At 69.4% G+C, this 17,547-nt stretch carries 13 protein-coding genes (1 of these 13 cut by a window edge); 9 read left to right on the top strand and 4 right to left on the bottom strand.

The window, feature by feature from the left end:
* Window positions 1-82 precede the first annotated feature (82 nt).
* Window positions 83-1,360 (bottom strand): sigma-70 family RNA polymerase sigma factor, encoded by a 1,278-nt coding sequence (locus tag YS110_12885; GenBank protein ID UJB65579.1) that lies wholly within the window; start codon window positions 1,358-1,360, stop codon window positions 83-85.
* 181 nt (window positions 1,361-1,541) lie between these two features.
* Between YS110_12885 and YS110_12880 the strand changes: the two genes are divergently transcribed.
* From YS110_12880 to YS110_12855, 6 genes are all read left to right on the top strand, one after another.
* A complete protein-coding gene (locus tag YS110_12880) occupies window positions 1,542-2,903 on the top strand; it encodes an aspartate aminotransferase family protein (protein UJB65578.1) in 1,362 nt (453 codons plus the stop codon).
* Window positions 2,904-2,975: 72 nt separating this feature from the next.
* Window positions 2,976-4,502 carry a CoA-acylating methylmalonate-semialdehyde dehydrogenase gene (locus YS110_12875; protein ID UJB65577.1) on the top strand — a complete coding sequence of 509 codons (1,527 nt, stop codon included), beginning with the start codon at window positions 2,976-2,978 and terminating at the stop codon, window positions 4,500-4,502.
* A 185-nt stretch (window positions 4,503-4,687) separates the two neighbouring features.
* A complete protein-coding gene (locus YS110_12870) occupies window positions 4,688-5,803 on the top strand; it encodes a diguanylate cyclase (protein ID UJB65576.1) in 1,116 nt (371 codons plus the stop codon).
* Window positions 5,804-6,001: 198 nt separating this feature from the next.
* Window positions 6,002-8,311, top strand: coding sequence for an NADP-dependent malic enzyme (locus tag YS110_12865; GenBank protein UJB65575.1), 2,310 nt, complete (start codon window positions 6,002-6,004; stop codon window positions 8,309-8,311).
* Between the two features lie 165 nt (window positions 8,312-8,476).
* A complete protein-coding gene (locus tag YS110_12860; GenBank protein UJB65574.1) occupies window positions 8,477-8,881 on the top strand; it encodes a ribonuclease N in 405 nt (134 codons plus the stop codon).
* A gap of 134 nt (window positions 8,882-9,015) precedes the next feature.
* Window positions 9,016-9,441 carry a barstar family protein gene (locus YS110_12855; protein UJB65573.1) on the top strand — a complete coding sequence of 142 codons (426 nt, stop codon included), beginning with the start codon at window positions 9,016-9,018 and terminating at the stop codon, window positions 9,439-9,441.
* A gap of 340 nt (window positions 9,442-9,781) precedes the next feature.
* On the opposite strand, the gene rsmA is transcribed toward YS110_12855, so the two are convergent.
* From rsmA to YS110_12840, 3 genes are read right to left on the bottom strand one after another with little or no spacing between them, the layout of a single operon-like run.
* A complete protein-coding gene (gene rsmA / locus YS110_12850) occupies window positions 9,782-10,543 on the bottom strand; it encodes a 16S rRNA (adenine(1518)-N(6)/adenine(1519)-N(6))-dimethyltransferase RsmA (GenBank protein UJB65572.1) in 762 nt (253 codons plus the stop codon).
* Complete coding sequence (locus YS110_12845) at window positions 10,540-11,979, bottom strand: peptidylprolyl isomerase (GenBank protein UJB65571.1); 1,440 nt, start codon at window positions 11,977-11,979, stop codon at window positions 10,540-10,542. Before YS110_12845 ends, rsmA begins: the two co-directional genes overlap by 4 nt.
* Before the next feature lie 13 nt (window positions 11,980-11,992).
* Window positions 11,993-14,476 (bottom strand): LPS-assembly protein LptD, encoded by a 2,484-nt coding sequence (locus YS110_12840; GenBank protein ID UJB65570.1) that lies wholly within the window; start codon window positions 14,474-14,476, stop codon window positions 11,993-11,995.
* Here YS110_12840 and YS110_12835 point away from each other — a divergent pair.
* The 3 genes from YS110_12835 to benE all read left to right on the top strand — a co-directional run.
* Window positions 14,475-15,581, top strand: a complete 1,107-nt coding sequence (locus tag YS110_12835; protein UJB65569.1) for a phosphotransferase — start codon at window positions 14,475-14,477, stop codon at window positions 15,579-15,581. The genes YS110_12840 and YS110_12835 overlap by 2 nt on opposite strands.
* A 78-nt stretch (window positions 15,582-15,659) precedes the next feature.
* The gene (locus YS110_12830) at window positions 15,660-16,388 is read left to right on the top strand and encodes a 16S rRNA (uracil(1498)-N(3))-methyltransferase (protein UJB65568.1); all 729 of its coding nucleotides are present in this window, start codon (window positions 15,660-15,662) and stop codon (window positions 16,386-16,388) included.
* Between the two features lie 105 nt (window positions 16,389-16,493).
* Window positions 16,494-17,547, top strand: partial view of a benzoate/H(+) symporter BenE family transporter gene (gene benE / locus YS110_12825; GenBank protein ID UJB65567.1) — the 5' portion only. The gene runs 134 nt beyond the window's last position; 1,054 of the gene's 1,188 nt are visible here — the first part of the coding sequence; its start codon is at window positions 16,494-16,496; its stop codon lies beyond the right edge, outside the window.

The following is a 17,547-nucleotide window of genomic DNA, read 5'->3' as shown; positions in this document are numbered from 1 at the left end:
GAGCGGGCCGTTTCCCTCACCTTTTTTTGATTATCGAAATTGATAGCTGCCAGCGCTTGCTGCATAAGCGCTGGAGCCGTTTTTACACCGAACCCTGCCGCGCGATGACGATGGCGCGCTGCGCGCCCTGGCCCTCCTCGCGCACCGTGACCGGCAGGGTGTGCGGCAGCAGGCGCAGCCAGGCGTGCGCCTCGGCGATGCGCACGCGGCCGAAGACGGGCAGCGCCTGCGCGTCGGGCGCCACGCGCAGGGGGCGCGGGCTGTAGCGTGCGATGCGCTGCACGGCCTCGCCCAGCGGCTCGTGGCGGAAGTCCAGCCAGCCGTCGCGCCAGGGGGCCACGTCGCCGGGTTCGTGCGCGCGCCGGGGCGGGCTGCCGGGTGGCCAGTGCAGCGCCTCGCGGGCGGTCAGGTCGTGGGCGATGCCTGCGCCCGCCAGGTCCTGCACGCGCACATGGCCTTCCTCCACGGCCACGCGCAGCGCGCCATCGGCGGCGAGGGCGACCTCGAAGCGCGTGCCCAGCACGGTGATGCGCGCGTGCGCGGCATCGACGACGAAGGGCCGGCCTTCGTCGCGCGCCACGCGGAAGAAGGCGGAGCCGGCCAGCAGGCGCACGTGGCGGCGCGCGCCGTAGTAGCGCACCTCGGCGCGCGTCTGGGCGTCGAGGGCGATGGTGCTGCCGTCGGGCAGCGCCTGCGTGCGCTGGCGGCCGGTGGCGGTGGCCAGCACGGTCTGCCAGGTGGCGACATGCTCGCGCCACAGGCGCCAGGCGGCGGTGCCGCCCACACCGAAGCCCGCCACGCCGAGCAGCGCCGAGAGCGCGCGGCGGCGCCCGGTGCGTGCAGGCACCGCGTCGCCGCGCCAGCGGTGCAGTGCGGCTTCCACGGTGTCCATGGCGCGCATGACCTCGCGCTCCACGGTCTTGACGGAGATGCCGTAGCGTGCGGCGATCTCGGCTTGCGGCAGGCCGTCGAGCCGGTCAGCCAGGAAGATGGCGCGGCAGCGCCCGGGCAGCGCGGCGAGCGCGGCATCGACGGCGGCCAGGGCCTCGCGGTGGCTGCAGGCGTCCGCCACGTCGAGCGCCTGGCCCTCGGACGCGCCGGACTCGAAGCGCTCGGCCGTGCGCTGGCGGTGGCGCAGGTGGTCGATGACCAGATGCTCGGCCATGGTGTAGAGGTAAGCGCGCGGCGCGTGTTCGGCCGGCTGGGACGGCTCGGCGGGCGCGGCGTGCTCGGCCAGGCGCAGCCAGGCGTCGTGCACGAGATCCTGTGCCGTCTGGCGGCTGCCGACGCGGCGCGCCACGAACGCGACCAGTGCGTGGTAGTGCTCCGGAAAGGCAGCAAGGGGCAGGGAGGGGCGCATGGGAGGATGGGCAGTCAGTTCGTGCAAACGATAACTATTCTCGATTTTATGGGTATGCACCTGCGCGCCGCCATTACTTGCGTTCCATGGCAAGTGAACGTGGATATTTGATGCTTTTAGGGAATGAAAGGGCTGCCCAGAATGTGCGCTTTCCCCCTCTTCACGCTCCGAGGAAACCGCCATGTCCTTCAACGTCATCGACGACGCCAGCCAGCAAGCCGCCCCGCGCACCGACGCCGCCTGGCTCGACGCGCACTGGATGCCCTTCACCGGCAACCGTAACTTCAAGGCCAAGCCGCGCATGATCGTGGGCGGCCAGGGCGCCTACTACACCGATGCGGACGGCCGCAAGATCTTTGACGGCCTCTCGGGCCTGTGGTGCTCGGGCCTGGGCCATGGCCGCAAGGATGTGGCCGAGGCGATCGGCAAGGCGGCCGCCACGCTGGACTACGCGCCCGCGTTCCAGTTCGGCCACCCGGCGTCGTTCGCGCTGGCCAACAAGATCAAGGAACTGACGCCCGCGGGGCTGGACTACGTGTTCTTCACTGGCTCGGGCTCCGAGGCGGCCGACACCTCGCTCAAGATGGCCCGCGCCTACTGGCGCGCCAAGGGCCAGGCGGGCAAGACGCGCCTGATCGGCCGCGAGAAGGGCTACCACGGCGTGAACTTCGGCGGCATCTCGGTGGGCGGCATGGTGGGCAACCGCAAGACCTTCGGCCAGGCGGTGGAGGCCGACCACATTCCCCACACGCAGCCGCCCGTGGGCTCGTTCTTCAAGGGCATGCCCGACACCGACGGCCGGGCCCTGGCCGACAAGCTGCTGGACGTGATCGCCCTGCACGACGCGAGCAACATCGCCGCCGTGATCGTGGAGCCGTTTTCCGGCTCGGCCGGTGTGGTGATCCCGCCTGCTGGCTACCTGCAGCGCCTGCGCGAGATCTGCACGCAGAACAACATCCTGCTGATCTTCGACGAGGTCATCACCGGCTTCGGCCGCTGCGGCGGCTGGACGGGCGCCGAGGTGTTCGGCGTGACGCCCGACATCCTGAACTTCGCCAAGCAGGTGACCAACGGCGCCCAGCCGCTGGGCGGCTGCGTGGCGAGCAAGGAGATCTACGACACCTTCATGGCGCAGGGCGGCCCCGAGTACATGCTCGAATTCCCCCACGGCTACACCTACTCGGCCCACCCCGTGGCCTGCGCGGCGGGCAACGTGGTGCTGGACATCCTGCAAAAGGAAGACATGCCCGCGCGCGTGAAAGCGCTGTCGCCCTACTTCGAGAACGCCGTCCACGGCCTCAAGGGCGCGAAGCACGTGGCCGACATCCGCAACTACGGCCTGGCCGCGGGCTTCACCATCGCGGCGCTGCCCGGCGAACCCGCCAGGCGGCCGTACGAGGTCGCGATGAAGTGCTGGGACAAGGGCTTCTACGTGCGCTACGGTGGCGACACCATCCAGCTCGCGCCGCCCTTCATCAGCACCGAGGCCGAGATCGACCGCCTGGTGAGCGCGCTGGGCGATGCACTGGCCGAGACGGCCTGATCACTCCATTTTTCATAGCTGCCAGCGCTTGACCAGCAAGCGCTGGAGGCACTTTTGACCATTATTATTTCCATGCAACACGGCAAATCCCCAGGCCAGGCCGGCCAGACCGTCGGCCACCTGATCGACGGCCAGATCGTCAACGACACCGAACGCACGCAGCCCGTGTTCAACCCCGCCACGGGCCAGTCGGGCCTGAACGTGGCGCTGGCGAGCCAGGCCACGGTGGAGGCCGCCATCGCCTCCGCCGAGCGCGCCTTCCCCGCCTGGCGCAACACGCCGCCGCTCAAGCGGGCGCGCGTGATGAGCAAGCTGAAAGTCCTGCTCGAAGAAAACGCCGACAAGATCGCCGCCCTGATCACCGCCGAGCACGGCAAGGTACTCTCAGACGCGCATGGCGAACTGCAGCGCGGCATCGAGAACGTGGAATACGCCAGCTACGCGCCCGAGCTGCTCAAGGGCGAGCACAGCCGCAACGTGGGCCCCAACATCGACAGCTGGAGCGAGTTCCAGGCGCTGGGCGTCACGGCCGGCATCACGCCGTTCAACTTTCCGGCCATGGTGCCGCTGTGGATGTGGCCCATGGCGATCGCCTGCGGCAACACCTTCGTTTTGAAGCCCAGCGAGCGCGACCCTTCGTCGGCCCTGTTCATCGCCCAGCTGGCGCTGGAGGCGGGCCTGCCGCCCGGCGTGCTGAACGTGGTCAACGGCGACAAGACGGCGGTGGACACGCTGCTGCGCGACCCGCGCGTCAAGGCCGTGAGCTTTGTCGGCTCCACGCCCATCGCCGAATACATCTATTCGGAAGGCTGCAAGCACGGCAAGCGCGTGCAGGCCCTGGGCGGCGCCAAGAACCACGCCATCGTGATGCCCGACGCCGACATCGCCAACGCCGTGAGCGCGCTGATGGGCGCGGCGTACGGCAGCTGCGGCGAGCGCTGCATGGCCATCCCGCTGGTGGTGGCCGTGGGCGACGAGGCCGGCGACGCCGTGGTGGCGGGCCTCACGGCCGAGATCGCCAAGATGAAGGTCGGCCCTGGCACCGACAACGGCAACGACATGGGGCCGCTGGTGACCAAGCCACACTTCGAGAAGGTGAAAGCCTACGTGGACAGCGGCGTGGCCGAGGGCGCCAAGCTCGTGGTCGATGGCCGGGGCGTGAAGGTGCCGGGCCACGAAGACGGCTACTTTCTGGGCGCCTGCCTGTTCGACGGCGTCAAGCCCGGCATGAAGATTTATCAAGAGGAAATCTTCGGCCCCGTGCTCGGCGTGGTGCGCGTGAAGACGCTGCAGGAAGCCATGAAGCTCATCGACGACCACGAGTACGGCAACGGCACCTGCATCTTCACCCGCGACGGCGAAGCCGCGCGCTACTTCACCGACCATATCCAGGTCGGCATGGTGGGCGTAAACGTGCCGCTGCCCGTGCCCGTGGCCTACCACTCGTTCGGCGGCTGGAAGCGCAGCCTGTTCGGCGACCTGCACGCCTATGGGCCGGACGCCGTGCGCTTCTACACCAAGCGCAAGACCATCACGCAGCGCTGGCCGTCGGCAGGGGTGCGCGAGGGGGCGGTGTTCAGTTTTCCGAGCAGCCGCTGAACATCATCCCGTCCTCGGCCCTGCTCCGCCGCATGCCGCCCCGGCTGCCTGCCGGGCGCGGCATTTTTCGTGGGGGCGGGGCCTGCCGCATGAGGGAGCGCTAAAAAGACGCCCCGCAGGGCGCCAGTTCTGCCGCAAGCGTGCGATGCGCCCTGCTACAGTCGTTCGCAGAAACCAGTCTGCCGATGAAATTGACCCCTGAGTCCTCCAGCCGGGATGGCGTGCATTGGACGGTGCGCATGAACCGGCGCAACCGCAGCGCGTTCTACGTGCTGCTCTTCGTGGCCATGGGTTCGCACCTGCTGGCCCTGGGCGCGCCGGCCTGGGGCTGGGCAGCCCTGGTGCTGAACTATCTGGCCTATCCCCAACTGGTCTATTGGCGCGCGCGCCGCGCGCACGACCAGCGGCGCGCCGAAATACACAACATGGATGCCGATATCGTCCTGGCCGGGATCTGGGCGGGCGTGCTCGGCTTTCCCCTGTGGATCACCTTCGTCCTGTGCGCGTCGGGCTGCATCAACATGGTGGTGTTCCATGGCGGGCGCGGCGGGATCCGGCTCCTCGTGAACATGGGGGCCGGAATCGCGCTGGCCGCGCTGGCGGTGCCGCTGGACTGGCGCCCCGAGACCGATTTGCGCACCTCGGTGCTGTGCATGGTGGCGCTGGGGCTGTACCTCTTCGCCTTCGCGCGTGACGGCTATGACCGGGCCATGGCCCAGCACGAGGTGCACGCGCAGCTGCGCGGGCAGTTCGAGGAAATCCGCTCCCTGCAGACGCAGCTGCGCGAGCAGGCGCTGCGCGATCCCTTGACCGGCCTGTTCAACCGGCGCCATCTGGACGCGGTGCTCGCCCCCATGCTGGAGCGCTGCGTCAGCCAGGGCGCGCCGCTGTCGCTGCTGGTGATCGACATCGACCACTTCAAGCGGGTCAACGACGCCCATGGTCACGCCGCGGGCGATGCGGTGCTGCAGGCGCTGGCGCAGTTGCTGCTGCGCCACGTGCGGCCCCAGGACGTGGCGTGCCGTCTCGGCGGCGAGGAGTTCGTGCTGGTGCTCGACAACACCCCGGTGGCCGTGGCGGCGGAGCGCGCGCAGGTGCTGCGCCAGGCGTTCGAGGCACTGCGGGTGCGCGCCGTGGGGGGCGAGCTGGCCGCCACCCTGTCGTGTGGCGTGGCGGCCTGTCCCGACAACGGCCAGGAGCCCCGGGCGCTGCTCGCATGCGCCGACCAGGCGCTCTACGCGGCCAAGAAGCAGGGGCGCAACCGTGTCGTGGTGCCGGCGCCGCAGGTGCCCGCGCCCTGAACCCCTGGGCTGGGCGCATTGGCGCGGGCGGGCATTGAATACCCGCCGATCACAAGTGTTTGACTCGCCAGCGCGGGGGACGGCGGCAGGCCTAAAATCGGCTCCCCCCTTGGAGCCCTACCGGGCTCCTGTACCCTGCCGGCGGCGTCCAGGCCCACATGCTCCGTCCGCCGGCCCTGCCTTCGCTGGAGACGCAAGATGTCCGAGAACACGGCCCCGAACCCCACTGACAAACGAGCCCTGCTGCGCCGTGCCGCGCTCGAGTACCATGAGTTTCCCAAGCCCGGCAAGGTGGCGATCGCCGCCACCAAGCAGATGGTGAACCAGCACGACCTGGCGCTGGCCTACTCGCCCGGCGTGGCCGCGCCCTGCGAGGAGATCGTCAAGGACCCGGCCGCCGCCTTCAAGTACACCAGCCGGGGCAACCTCGTCGGCGTGGTCACCAACGGCACGGCCGTGCTCGGCCTGGGCGACATCGGCCCGCTGGCGGGCAAGCCGGTGATGGAAGGCAAGGCCGTGCTATTCAAGAAGTTCTCGGGCATCGACGTGTTCGACATCGAGATCAACGAGAAGGACCCGGACAAGCTGGTCGAGATCATCGCCGCGCTGGAGCCGACCTTCGGCGGCATCAACCTGGAGGACATCAAGGCCCCGGACTGCTTCTACGTCGAGCGCAAGCTGCGCGAGCGCATGCAGATCCCGGTTTTCCACGACGACCAGCACGGCACGGCCATCGTGGTGGGCGCGGCCATCCTCAACGGCCTGAAAGTGGCGGGCAAGGACATGCGCCAGGTCAAGCTCGTGGCCTCCGGCGCCGGGGCCGCCGCGCTGGCGTGCCTGGGGCTGCTGGTCAAGCTCGGCATGCCGCGCGAGAACATCTGGGTGACCGACATCGCGGGCGTGGTCTACGAGGGCCGCACCGAGCTGATGGACGACGACAAGGCGTTCTTCGCGCAGAAGACCGACCAGCGCACGCTGTCCGAGGTGATCGCGGGTGCCGACGTGTTCCTGGGCCTGTCCGCGGGCGGCGTGCTCAAGCAGGACATGGTGCGCGCCATGGCCGCGCGCCCGCTGATCTTCGCGCTGGCCAACCCCAACCCGGAGATCGCGCCCGAGGACGTGAAAGCCGTGCGCGACGACGCCATCATCGCCACGGGGCGCACGGACTACCCGAACCAGGTCAACAACGTCCTGTGCTTCCCGTACATCTTCCGCGGCGCGCTGGACTGCGGCGCCACCACCATCACCACCGAGATGGAAATCGCCGCGGTGCACGCCATCGCCGAGCTGGCGCAGGCCGAGCAAAGCGAGGTGGTGGCGGCGGCCTACGTGGGCGAGCAGCTGTCGTTCGGCCCCGAGTACCTGATTCCCAAGCCGTTCGATCCGCGCCTGATGATGAAGATCGCGCCCGCCGTGGCCCTGGCGGCGGCGGACAGCGGCGTGGCGCAGCGCCCCATCGCCGACATGGACGCCTACCGCGACCACCTGCAGACCTTCGTCTATGCCTCCGGCACGACCATGAAGCCCATCTTCATGATCGCCAAGCGGGCGCAGCGCAAGCGCGTGGCCTATGCCGAGGGCGAGGAAGAGCGCGTGCTGCGCGCCGCGCAGATCGTGGTGGACGAGAAGATCGCCCGCCCCACGCTGATCGGCCGCCCGGCCGTGATCGCCCAGCGCTGCGAGGCATTCGGCCTGCGCCTGCAGGAAGGCCGCGACTACGACGTGGTGAACGTGGAGAACGACCACCGCTACCGCGATTTCTGGCAGACCTACCACCGCATGACCGAACGCAAGGGCGTGACGGTGTCCATCGCCAAGATCGAGCTGCGCCGGCGCCTGACGCTGATCGGCACCATGCTGCTGCACAAGGGCGAGGTCGATGGCCTGATCTGCGGCACCTGGGGCCACACGGCGCACCACCTGCAGTACATCGACCAGGTGATTGGCCGCCGCGCCGGCGTGCAGACCTATGCCTGCATGAACGGCCTGATGCTGCCCGAGCGCCAGGTGTTCGTCGTGGACACCCACGTCAACTACGACCCCAGCGCCGAGCAACTGGCCGAGATCACCATCATGGCCGCCGAGGAGATGATGCGCTTCGGCTTCAAGCCCAAGGCGGCGCTGCTGTCGCATTCCAACTTCGGCAGCAGCAACCAGCCCAGCGCCGTGAAGATGCGCCAGACGCTGGAGCTGCTGCGCGTGCAGGCGCCCTGGCTCGAAGTCGATGGCGAGATGCACGGCGACGTGGCGCTCGACGGCAAGGCGCGCGCCGCGCTCATGCCGCACAGCACCCTGGCGGGTGACGCCAACCTGCTGGTCATGCCCAACATCGACGCGGCCAACGTGTCCTACAACCTGCTCAAGACGGCCGCGGGCGGCAACATCGCCATCGGCCCGGTGCTGCTGGGCGCGGCCCAGCCGGTGCATATCCTCACGGCCAGCACCACGGTGCGGCGCATCGTCAACATGACGGCGCTCACGGTGGCCGACGCGAATGCCGCACGCTGAGAAGGCGTGAAAGGGTTGGCGAGAGCGTGCGCTAACTTTAGAGGGATTCCCCCAGCAGGTTGCCTGCCTGTTTTTTGGGCAGGCGCTTGCTTTTTGGGGGGCTTTGGGCGACACTAGCAGGCTTAAATTTCGGGTAAACCCGTAATTTGCCGAAAGGTGTAGTCGATGCTGAAGGCTGTAGCCATCCAGGCGTTGCGAGCCGGTCTTGCATGCGTTGTGGGTGCAGCTTGCGTACTCGCCCCGGCGCCCGCAGCGGCGCGTGGCCCATTGCCCCACGAGGGCTCCCCCACCATCACGTTGGCCGAGTTGCCGCCCCAGGGGCGCACCACCTACGCGCGGATCCGCGCGGGTGGCCCTTTTCCCTACGAAAAGGACGGCACGGTGTTTGGCAACCGCGAGCGCCTGCTGCCCGCCCATCCCCGGGGCTACTGGCGCGAGTACACGGTCAAGACGCCAGGCGTGCGCAGCCGCGGTGCCCGGCGCATCGTGTGCGGCGGTGCGCCGCGCACGCCCGACGCGTGCTACTACTCCGGCGACCACTACGCCAGTTTCCGGGAAATTGCGCAATGACGCTGGACGCGCGGCAGCTTCACCGGCATGCTGGCGCCTGCGCTGGCACAGCCCACGTTTTGGCGGAGCGCGCACCCGTGCCTCGCAACTTGGCTCCCTTGGGGGGCTTCTTCGATAAAGAAAGAGCAGCGGAGATGGAAACGCCACTTCGTCACCACCAGGACAACCCCATGCGCGGCGTGCGCGCCAACATCGTGCAGTCCATCCGCGCCTATCGCGTGGCCGACCTGCTCGCTGCTGCGCAGAGCCTGGGCCACCATTTCCTGTACGCCAACCTGGCCCATGCCCAGACCAAGCAGGACGTGCTGGAGCTGATCGCCACGCAGTTCACCTTCCCGGCCCATTTCGGCAAAAATTTCGATGCGCTGTACGACTGCATGACCGATCCGCTGCACAAGTCGGGGCCGCAGCCGGGCTTCATCGTGGTGCTCGACCAGATTCCGACCACCGTCAAGTTCGACAAGGAAGCGCGCGAGCAACTGCTGGACATCTTCCGCGATGCCGCCGACTACTGGGCCGACCGCAAGATCGCGTTCCGCTGCTTCTATTCTTTTCTGTAGCCCGTTCTGCATCTGCTGGCCAAGCAGAACGGGCGACCGAGGCCCCCGTCGTGGACATCGCGCTGCCGGACGCCGCGCAGATGGTGCCTGCGGACATGCTGGTCGACGTTTCTCCCTTGGCGCTGCGCATGAGCAGCCCGTTCAACGCAGGCTACTGGCGCAGCGCTGCCTGATACGGGTTTGCCTTCAACCGTCTAACGTTGTTGGTTCGCCTTGCCGTGCTACAGCACTGTCTGCGGCTTCCCGCCTAGTTATACGGTTGAAGGCAAACCCGTATGAACGATATTCATAGCAAAATCAGGCTCCAGCCCTTGCCAGCCAAGCGCTGGCAGCTCTTTTTTCAGGAGCACTGCTGGGCCAGCGCCACGTACTCGGCCACCGGCACTTCCTCGGCGCGGCGCTGGGTGTCGAAATGGCCCGCGAACTGGCGCGCCTCCAGCCAGCGGCCCAGCGTGTGGCGCAGCAGCTTGCGCCGCTGGCTGAACGCGGTCTGCACCAGTTCCTCCAGCACCGCCTGCGACAGTGGCGCGGGCTGCGCATGCGGCACCATGCGCACCACGGCGCTGTCCACGCGCGGCGGCGGGTCGAAGCTCTCCGGGGGCACGAACAGCACGTTCTCCATGGCGTAGCGCCACTGCAGCATCACCGACAGGCGGCCGTAGTCGCCCGTGGCGGGCCCGGCCACCATGCGGTCGATGACTTCTTTCTGCAGCATGAAATGCTGGTCCTGGATCGAGTCCACGTAGCCCAGCAGATGGAACAGGATGGGGGTCGAGATGTTGTAGGGCAGGTTGCCCACGACTCTGATTTTCGGAGCGCCCAGCGCTTGCGCTATCTGCGCGAAGTCGGCTTTCAGCACATCCGATTCGATCACCTGGAGCTGGCCGTGCTGGCGCAGCCGCGCGGCCAGGTCGCGGTCCAGCTCCACCACCGTGAGCCGCCCCAGGCGCTCCACCAGGGGCTGCGTCAGGGCGGCCAGCCCGGGGCCGATCTCGACCATCGGCTCGCCCGCCACCGGGGCGATGGCGCGCACGATGGCGTCGATGATGCCGCCGTCGCACAGGAAGTGCTGGCCAAAGCGCTTGCGCGGGATGTGCTTCACTGCGGCGGCTCGCGGTATTCGACGTAGGCGCGCGCGCGCTGCTCCTGCGCCCAGGTGGTGTAGGCGTCTTCGAGCTTCTTCTCGCGCATGGCGTCGCGCGCCAGCTCGCGCTGCTCGCGCGGGGTGAGCGGCACCTCGCGGCGCTCCACCAATTGGATCAGGTGCACGCCGAAGCGCGAGACCACCGGCGGGCTGACCTCGCCGGGCTGCAGCGCCTGCACGGCCTGCTCGAACTCCGGCACGTAGCGGCCCGGCGCGGCCCAGCCCAGGTCGCCGCCCTGCGGGGCGCTGCCGTCCTGCGAGTGCTCGCGTGCCAGGGCCTCGAAGGTGGCCTGGCCGGCCAGGATGCGGCGGCGGTAGTCGGCCAGGCGCGTGGCGGCCGTGGCTTCGTTGAACTGCGCGTTGGTGCGCAGCAGGATGTGGCGCACGTGGTTTTGCGTGACCATGGCCTGCATGCCGGCGCTGGTGCGCTCCAGCACCTTCAGCACGTGGAAGCCGGCCGCCGAGCGGACCGGGCCGGCCACGCCGCCCACCGGCAGCTTGCGTGCCGCGTCGATGAACAGCTCGGGGTAGCGGTCCGCCGGGCGCAGGCCGAGCTGGCCGCCATTCTGGCCCTCGGGCGCGTCGGAGTATTCGCGCGCCAGGGCGGCGAAGTCGGTGGCGCTCACGCGGGCCTTTTCCGCCGCGGCTTGGGCGCGCGCCTGGGCCGCATCGACCACGGCGGCGCTGGCGTTCTCCGGCACGCTGACCAGGATGTGGCCGAGGTTGATGGCGAAGGGCGCGTTGGCGCCGCTGCTGCCCTGCTGCTCGCGCAGGTACTGCTCGACTTCGACGTCGCTCACGCGCACGCGCGACTCCAGCTCGCGTTCGCGCAGGCGCTGCACCAGCATCTGGTTGCGCAGCTCCTGGCGGAAGCGCTTGGGGTCCATGCCTTCGGCGGCCAGGCGGCGGTGCATGTCGGCGACCGATACGTCGTTCTGCCGCGCCACGTTCTGCTCGGCCTGGTCCACGGCGTAGTCGTCCACGCGCACGCCGCTTTCCACGGCCTGCTGCTGCAGGATCTTTTCCAGGATCAGCCGCTCCAGCACCTCGCGCGCCAGCACATCCTGCGGCGGCACGGCCATGCCCTGGCCGGACAGGGTCTTTTCGACGCGCGCCACGCGGGCCTTGACCTCGTTGTTGGTCAGCGGCTCGGAGTTGACGATGGCCACGATGTAGTCTGCCTGGCGGATGCCGGGGACGGCGGCTGCGGCCTCGGCGGCCGCTGCGGCGGCCGGCGATACCGTCGTGCTGCCCTGGTCCCGGGCCAGCGAGGGGCCGGCGCTGCCGGGCAGGCGCAGCTTCTGCGCGTGGGCAAGGGGGAGGCCTGCACTGGCCAGAAGGCCCACGCAGGCAAGGCCCAGGGCGAGGGCTCGATGGTTCAACAAGGTGCGCATCGGATGAAGGGGGCTAGTCGTATTGGCTGAAACGGCTGGGTGGGCTGACTTGCTCACGCAGGTACTGGTAGCGCGGGATATTCTGCTTCAGGCTGGACAGCGGGTTGGCGCCCAGGCTCAGGCGGGTGAACCCGACGAATTCGAGCTGCAGCAGCAGGCGCGTGCTGGTCTGGGTCTGCCCGCTTTGCAGGCGCTCGAGCACCACGCGGCCGATCCAGCAGCAGCTGTCGTACTCGATGCCGACCACGGCATCGACCAGGCGGCGCTCCATGGTGCTGTAGTTCAGGCGTCCGACGCTGTACCAGCGCCCGCCGCCCTGGCCGCGGCCAGGGCCCAGGTCGCGGCCTTTGTCGCCCCACAGGTCGTTGATGGGCCATTGCCAGCCCACGTCGATCTGCTCGCTCATGTCGCGCTGGAAGCGGTAGGCCGCGCTGACCGTGCGGTAGGCACCGGGGCTGTAGCGCCCGCCCACGGTGGAGCGGATCGAGCGGTGGTCCTTGGGGTTGTACTGCACCGTGGCCTCGGTGGCCCACTGGGGCGTCCAGTTCACGGCGGCGCCCAGCAGCAGGTCGGACAGGCGTTCGTCTAGCGGCGCCACGCCCGGCAGCGTCACGCGCTGGTCGGAGAAGCGCACGCGCTGCGCCACGCCCAGGCGCAGCGCTTCGGCGCCGGTCGTGGGGTTGAGCAGGCGCGAGGTCAGGCCGAGCGTGAGCAGGTTGTTGTCGGCCAGGCGGTCGTTGCCGGTGAAGGCGTTTTCCGTGAAGACGGTGGCGAAGTTGAAGTCGTTCGCCGCCGTGTCGTACACCGGCAGCAGGCTCTGGTCGCGGTACGGCGTGTAGGTGTAGAAGGCGCGCGGCTCCAGCGTCTGCGTGAAGGCGCGGCCCAGGTAGGCGGTTTCGCGCTCGAACACCAGGCCGCTGTCCAGGCTGAACGTGGGCAGCACGCGGCTCGCGGTGCGCGCGCCGTTGGCCAGGGCGCCATCGAACTCGTAGTGCGTGGCATGCACCTGCACGCGCGGGGTGACGAAGCCCCAGGGCGCGAGGAACGGGCGGCTGAGCTGCGCCATGGTGTAGCTGCGCTGCGCATTGGGCTGGCCGGTCAGCAGGCGGTCGGCGTGAAAGCGCGTGGTGTCCACCTCGACGCTGGCGTCGAAGCTGCTTCCCAGGCTGGAGGGCGCATAGCGCCAGGTGAGCTGGGGCAGGCGGTCGTAGGGCGGGACGATGGGCGCCGTCACGTCCTGCAGCGTTTGCCAGCGCAGCGTGCGCGCCACCATGGACATGTCGCCCTGGCCCCAGTGCAGCGAGGCGTCGTTGGGCAGCAGGCGCTGGATGAGCTGCGACCGCCCGGTGCCCGGCAGGGCCATGCGCGGGAAGTCGCGCCAGTAGTCGTCGTCGCTGACGCGGTTGAGGTTCAGCCCCAGGCCGAGCCCGCCCAGGGGGCTGTCGATCACCCCGGTGTGTCGGACCGTGTACGACCAGCGGTTGCGCTCGGCCAGCTTGTCGTTCGGCAGGTAGCTGGCGCCGATCTCGCCCTGGTACGACGGCTCCAGGTAGCGGAACTCGGCGCCCAGGTTCAGCCCGCGGCGCGCCATCGCCATGGGGGTGATGGTGGCGTCGCGGTTGGGCGCGATGTTCCAGTAATAGGGCACGGCCAGCGTGGGGCCGTTGACGCTGTCCACTGGAATGAGGGTGGGCGGCAGCAAGCCGGACTTGCGCTTGTCCGACAGGGGAAAGCTCAGGCGCGGGATGGCGGGCGAAGACAGCCCCTTGAATTCCAGGCGCGCGTTTTCGGCCACGCCCACCTGTTCCTCGGTGTCGAGGTGGATGCGCTCGGCGCGCAGCACCCAGTCGGGCTGCCAGCTTTCCGTCTCGTCGCGCTGGCAGGTGGTATAGGTAGCCTGGTGCACCACGGAGCGGGCGGCGTCGATGAAGTCGGCCCGTGTCGATTCGCCGTGGCCCTCCGTGGCGAGGAAGCGGTAGCGCGCGTCGCTGAAAAAGCCCTCGAACGCCTCCACCCGCAGATGCAGCGCCGAGCCTTCGTAGACGTTGCCCGCGCGGTTCATGCGCACGTGGCCGCGCGCCTGTGCCAGGTCCTCGGGCACGGTGTACTCCAGGCGGTCGGCGCGGATCACCGTGTCGCCCCGGCGCAGCTCGGCGTTGCCTTCGACCACGGCATTCACGTCGGCCTGGCCTTCGATGCGGTCGCCGCGCACGAACACCGGCAGCTGGTTGCGCACCTCGGGGGCGATCTTCTCCTGCAGCAGCGGGCTGGCGCGCAGCGGGCGCGCGGGCGCCTCTTCCTGGGCCCAGGCCCGGGGCGCCAGCGACCAGGCCAGCAGCGCCACGGCCAGTGCGCTGTGCGTCAAACGGGGGCGGCAATGCAGCTCGGCGGTGGGCTCGCGGGAAGGCACGTTGGTGGGTGGGGAAAGCACGTCGACAAAGGAGACCGCCCCGGAGAGCAAGGCGGGCGGGGCGGTTTGTAGAATCGGATTATCCATGAGCGCCCCCCTTCCCTCCCCGTCCTCCGCCCCATCCCCTTCCCTTTGGCCCGATGCGCCGCGCCAGGCCGCCTTCGGCGCCTGGATCGCCCCGCTGGCTGCGGCCCATGGCCTGCGCCTTGAAACCCTGCGGCCGGCATCGGCCGACGCGAGTTTCCGCCGCTACCTGCGCCTGGACACCAGCGCCGGCGCCAGCCTGGTGGTGATGGACGCGCCGCCCGACAAGGAGAATTGCCGCCCCTTCGTACAGGTGCAGGCGCTGATGCGGCAGGCGGGCCTGCGGGTGCCCGAGATCCTGGCCTGGGACGAGGCGCAGGGCTTCATGCTGCTGTCCGACCTGGGCACGCAAACGGTGATCGAGGTGCTGGACCCTGGCCAGCCCCAGGCCGCGCTGGATTGGTACCGCCAGGCGGTGGATGGGCTGCTGGACTGGCAGCAGGCCTCGCGCCCCGGCGTGCTGCCGCCGTATGACGAGGCGCTGCTGCGGCGCGAGCTGCAGCTCTTCCCGGACTGGTACGTGGCCCGGCACCGCGGCGTGGTGCTGGACGCTGCGCAGCAGGCCACGCTGGCCCAGGCCTTCGACCGCATCGTGGCGCACAGCCTGGCCGCGCCCAGCGTGTTCGTGCACCGCGACTTCATGATGCGCAACCTCATGGTGCCGCCCGCGGGGGCGCCGCTGGGTGTGCTCGACTTCCAGGACGCGGTGTACGGCCCCATCACCTACGACATCGCCAGCTTGCTGCGCGACGCCTTCATCAGCTGGGAGGAAGACTTCGTCATCGACGTCACCGTGCGCTACTGGGAGAAGGCGCGCCGCGCGGGCTTGCTGGGCGCGCGCAGCGCCTCGGGCTGGGGCGACGACTTCGGCGCGTTCTACCGCGCCGTCGAGTGGATGGGGCTGCAGCGCCACCTGAAGGTGGCGGGCATCTTCGCGCGGCTGACGCTGCGCGACGGCAAGCCCAGGTACCTGGCGGATGCGCCGCGCTTCATCGCCTACATCCGCGCCACGGCCACGCGCTACCGCGAGCTGGCGCCCTTGCTGCGCCTGGTTGACCAGATCGAAGGTACCAGCGCCCCCGTGGGCTACGCTTTCGGGCGAATGTGAAGGTTTTGCATAAAAAAGGCCTCCAGCCCTTGTCAGTCAAGCGCAAGCAGCTCACTATTCAATAGCGAACAACCCAGCATGCCCCGTTTCCACAGCCCCGTGCCGCTGGCTTGCGGCGCCGAAATCGACCTGACCGAGGGCGCCGTGCGCCACGTGCAGGTGCTGCGCCTGCAGCCGGGCGACGCCATCACCCTGTTCGATGGCGGCGCGCAGGGCCCGGGCGGGGAGTTCGACGCCACGGTGCTGCACATGGGCCGCAACAGCGTGCGCGTGCGCATCGACGCCCATCTGGCGCTGGAGCGCGAGGCCGCCCGCGCCGTGCACCTGCTGGCCGGCATCACGGCGGGTGAGCGCATGGACTGGCTGGTCGAGAAAGCCACCGAGCTGGGCGTGGCCAGCATCACGCCAGTGGCGGCCGAGCGCAGCGTGCTGCGCCTCAAGGGCGAGCGCGCCGACAAGAAGCGCGCCCATTGGCAGGCCGTGGCCGTGGCGGCCTGCGAGCAGTGCGGGCGCAACCGCGTGCCCACGGTGCACGCCATGGCCACGCTGGCCGAGGCGCTGCCCGCCCTGGCGCTGGCGGGCCCCGGCCAGCGCTTGCTGCTGTCGCTGCGCCCCGAAACCCGGGCGCTGCGCGAGGTGGCCGCGCCGCAGGGCGCGCTGTGGTTCCTCTCGGGGCCTGAAGGCGGGCTCAGCGCGGCCGAGGAGGCGCTGGCCTTGGGCCAGGGCTTCGTCCCCGTCACCCTGGGGCCGCGCGTGCTGCGTGCCGAGACGGCGCCGCTGGCTGCCCTGGCGGCCTTGCTGGTTTGAATGTTTTGAATAAAAAGCCTTTTCAGCCCTTGCTGGGCAAGCGCTGCAAGCTCTTTTATTCATAGCGAACGCAAGGTGTCCCGGCAGCAGGCAGAATGGCCGGCCATGCGATTTTTCAAAGACCTGAGCCTCTCGGCCTTCACCGCCGGCTTCGTCGCCGTGCTGGTGGGCTTCACCAGTTCGGTGGCCATCGTGTTCCAGGCGGCGCAGGCTTTTGGCGCCACGCCGGCGCAGATCACCTCGTGGATGTGGGCCCTGGGGCTGGGCATGGGGCTGTGCTCGCTCGTGCCGTCGCTGCTGCTGCGCCAGCCGGTCATGGTGGCCTGGTCCACGCCCGGCGCTGCCGTGCTGGCGACGGCGGGGCTGGCCGGCGGCTTTTCCATGGCCGAAGCCGTGGGCGCCTTCATGGTGTGCGCGCTGCTCATCACGCTGGCGGGCGCCACCGGGTGGTTCGAGCGGGTGATGAACCGCATCCCCATGGAAATCGCCTCCGCGCTGCTGGCCGGCGTGCTGGCGCGCTTCGGGCTGGACGCCTTCGCCGCCGCGCAGACCGCGCTGCCGCTGGTGCTGGTGATGCTCGCGGCCTACCTGCTGGCGCGCAAGCGGTTGCCGCGCTATGCGGTCGTCGTCACGCTGGCCGCGGCCGTGCTTTTCGTCGCGCTGCGCGGGGACATGCGCTGGTCGGCGGTGCGCCTCGAGCTGGCCATGCCGGTCTTCACCATGCCGCGTTTCAGCCTCTCCGCCCTGGTGAGCCTGGCACTGCCCTTGTTCGTGGTCACCATGGCATCGCAGAACCTGCCGGGCGTGGCGGTGATGCGGGCCACGGGCTACCAGCTGCCGGTCTCGCGCCTCATCACCATGACCGGGCTGGCCACGCTGGTGCTGGCGCCGTTTGGCGCCTTCGCGCTGAATTTCAGCGCCATCACCGCCGCCATCTGCATGGGGCCCGAGGCGCATGAAGACCGCGGCAAGCGCTACACCGCGGCAGCTTCCTGCGGGCTGATCTATGTGGTGATCGGGCTGTTCGGCGCGGTCATCACCGGGCTGCTCACGGCCTTTCCGCGTGAGCTGGTCGTCGCCATCGCCGGCCTGGCGCTGCTGGGCACCATCGGCAACGGCCTGGCCATGGCGCTGCGCGAGGAGGGCCACCGGGAAGCCG

The sequence above is a fragment of the Acidovorax sp. YS12 genome, from assembly GCA_021496925.1.
GTDB lineage: Bacteria > Pseudomonadota > Gammaproteobacteria > Burkholderiales > Burkholderiaceae_C > Paenacidovorax.
This window is presented reverse-complemented; position numbering and strand designations above follow the sequence as displayed.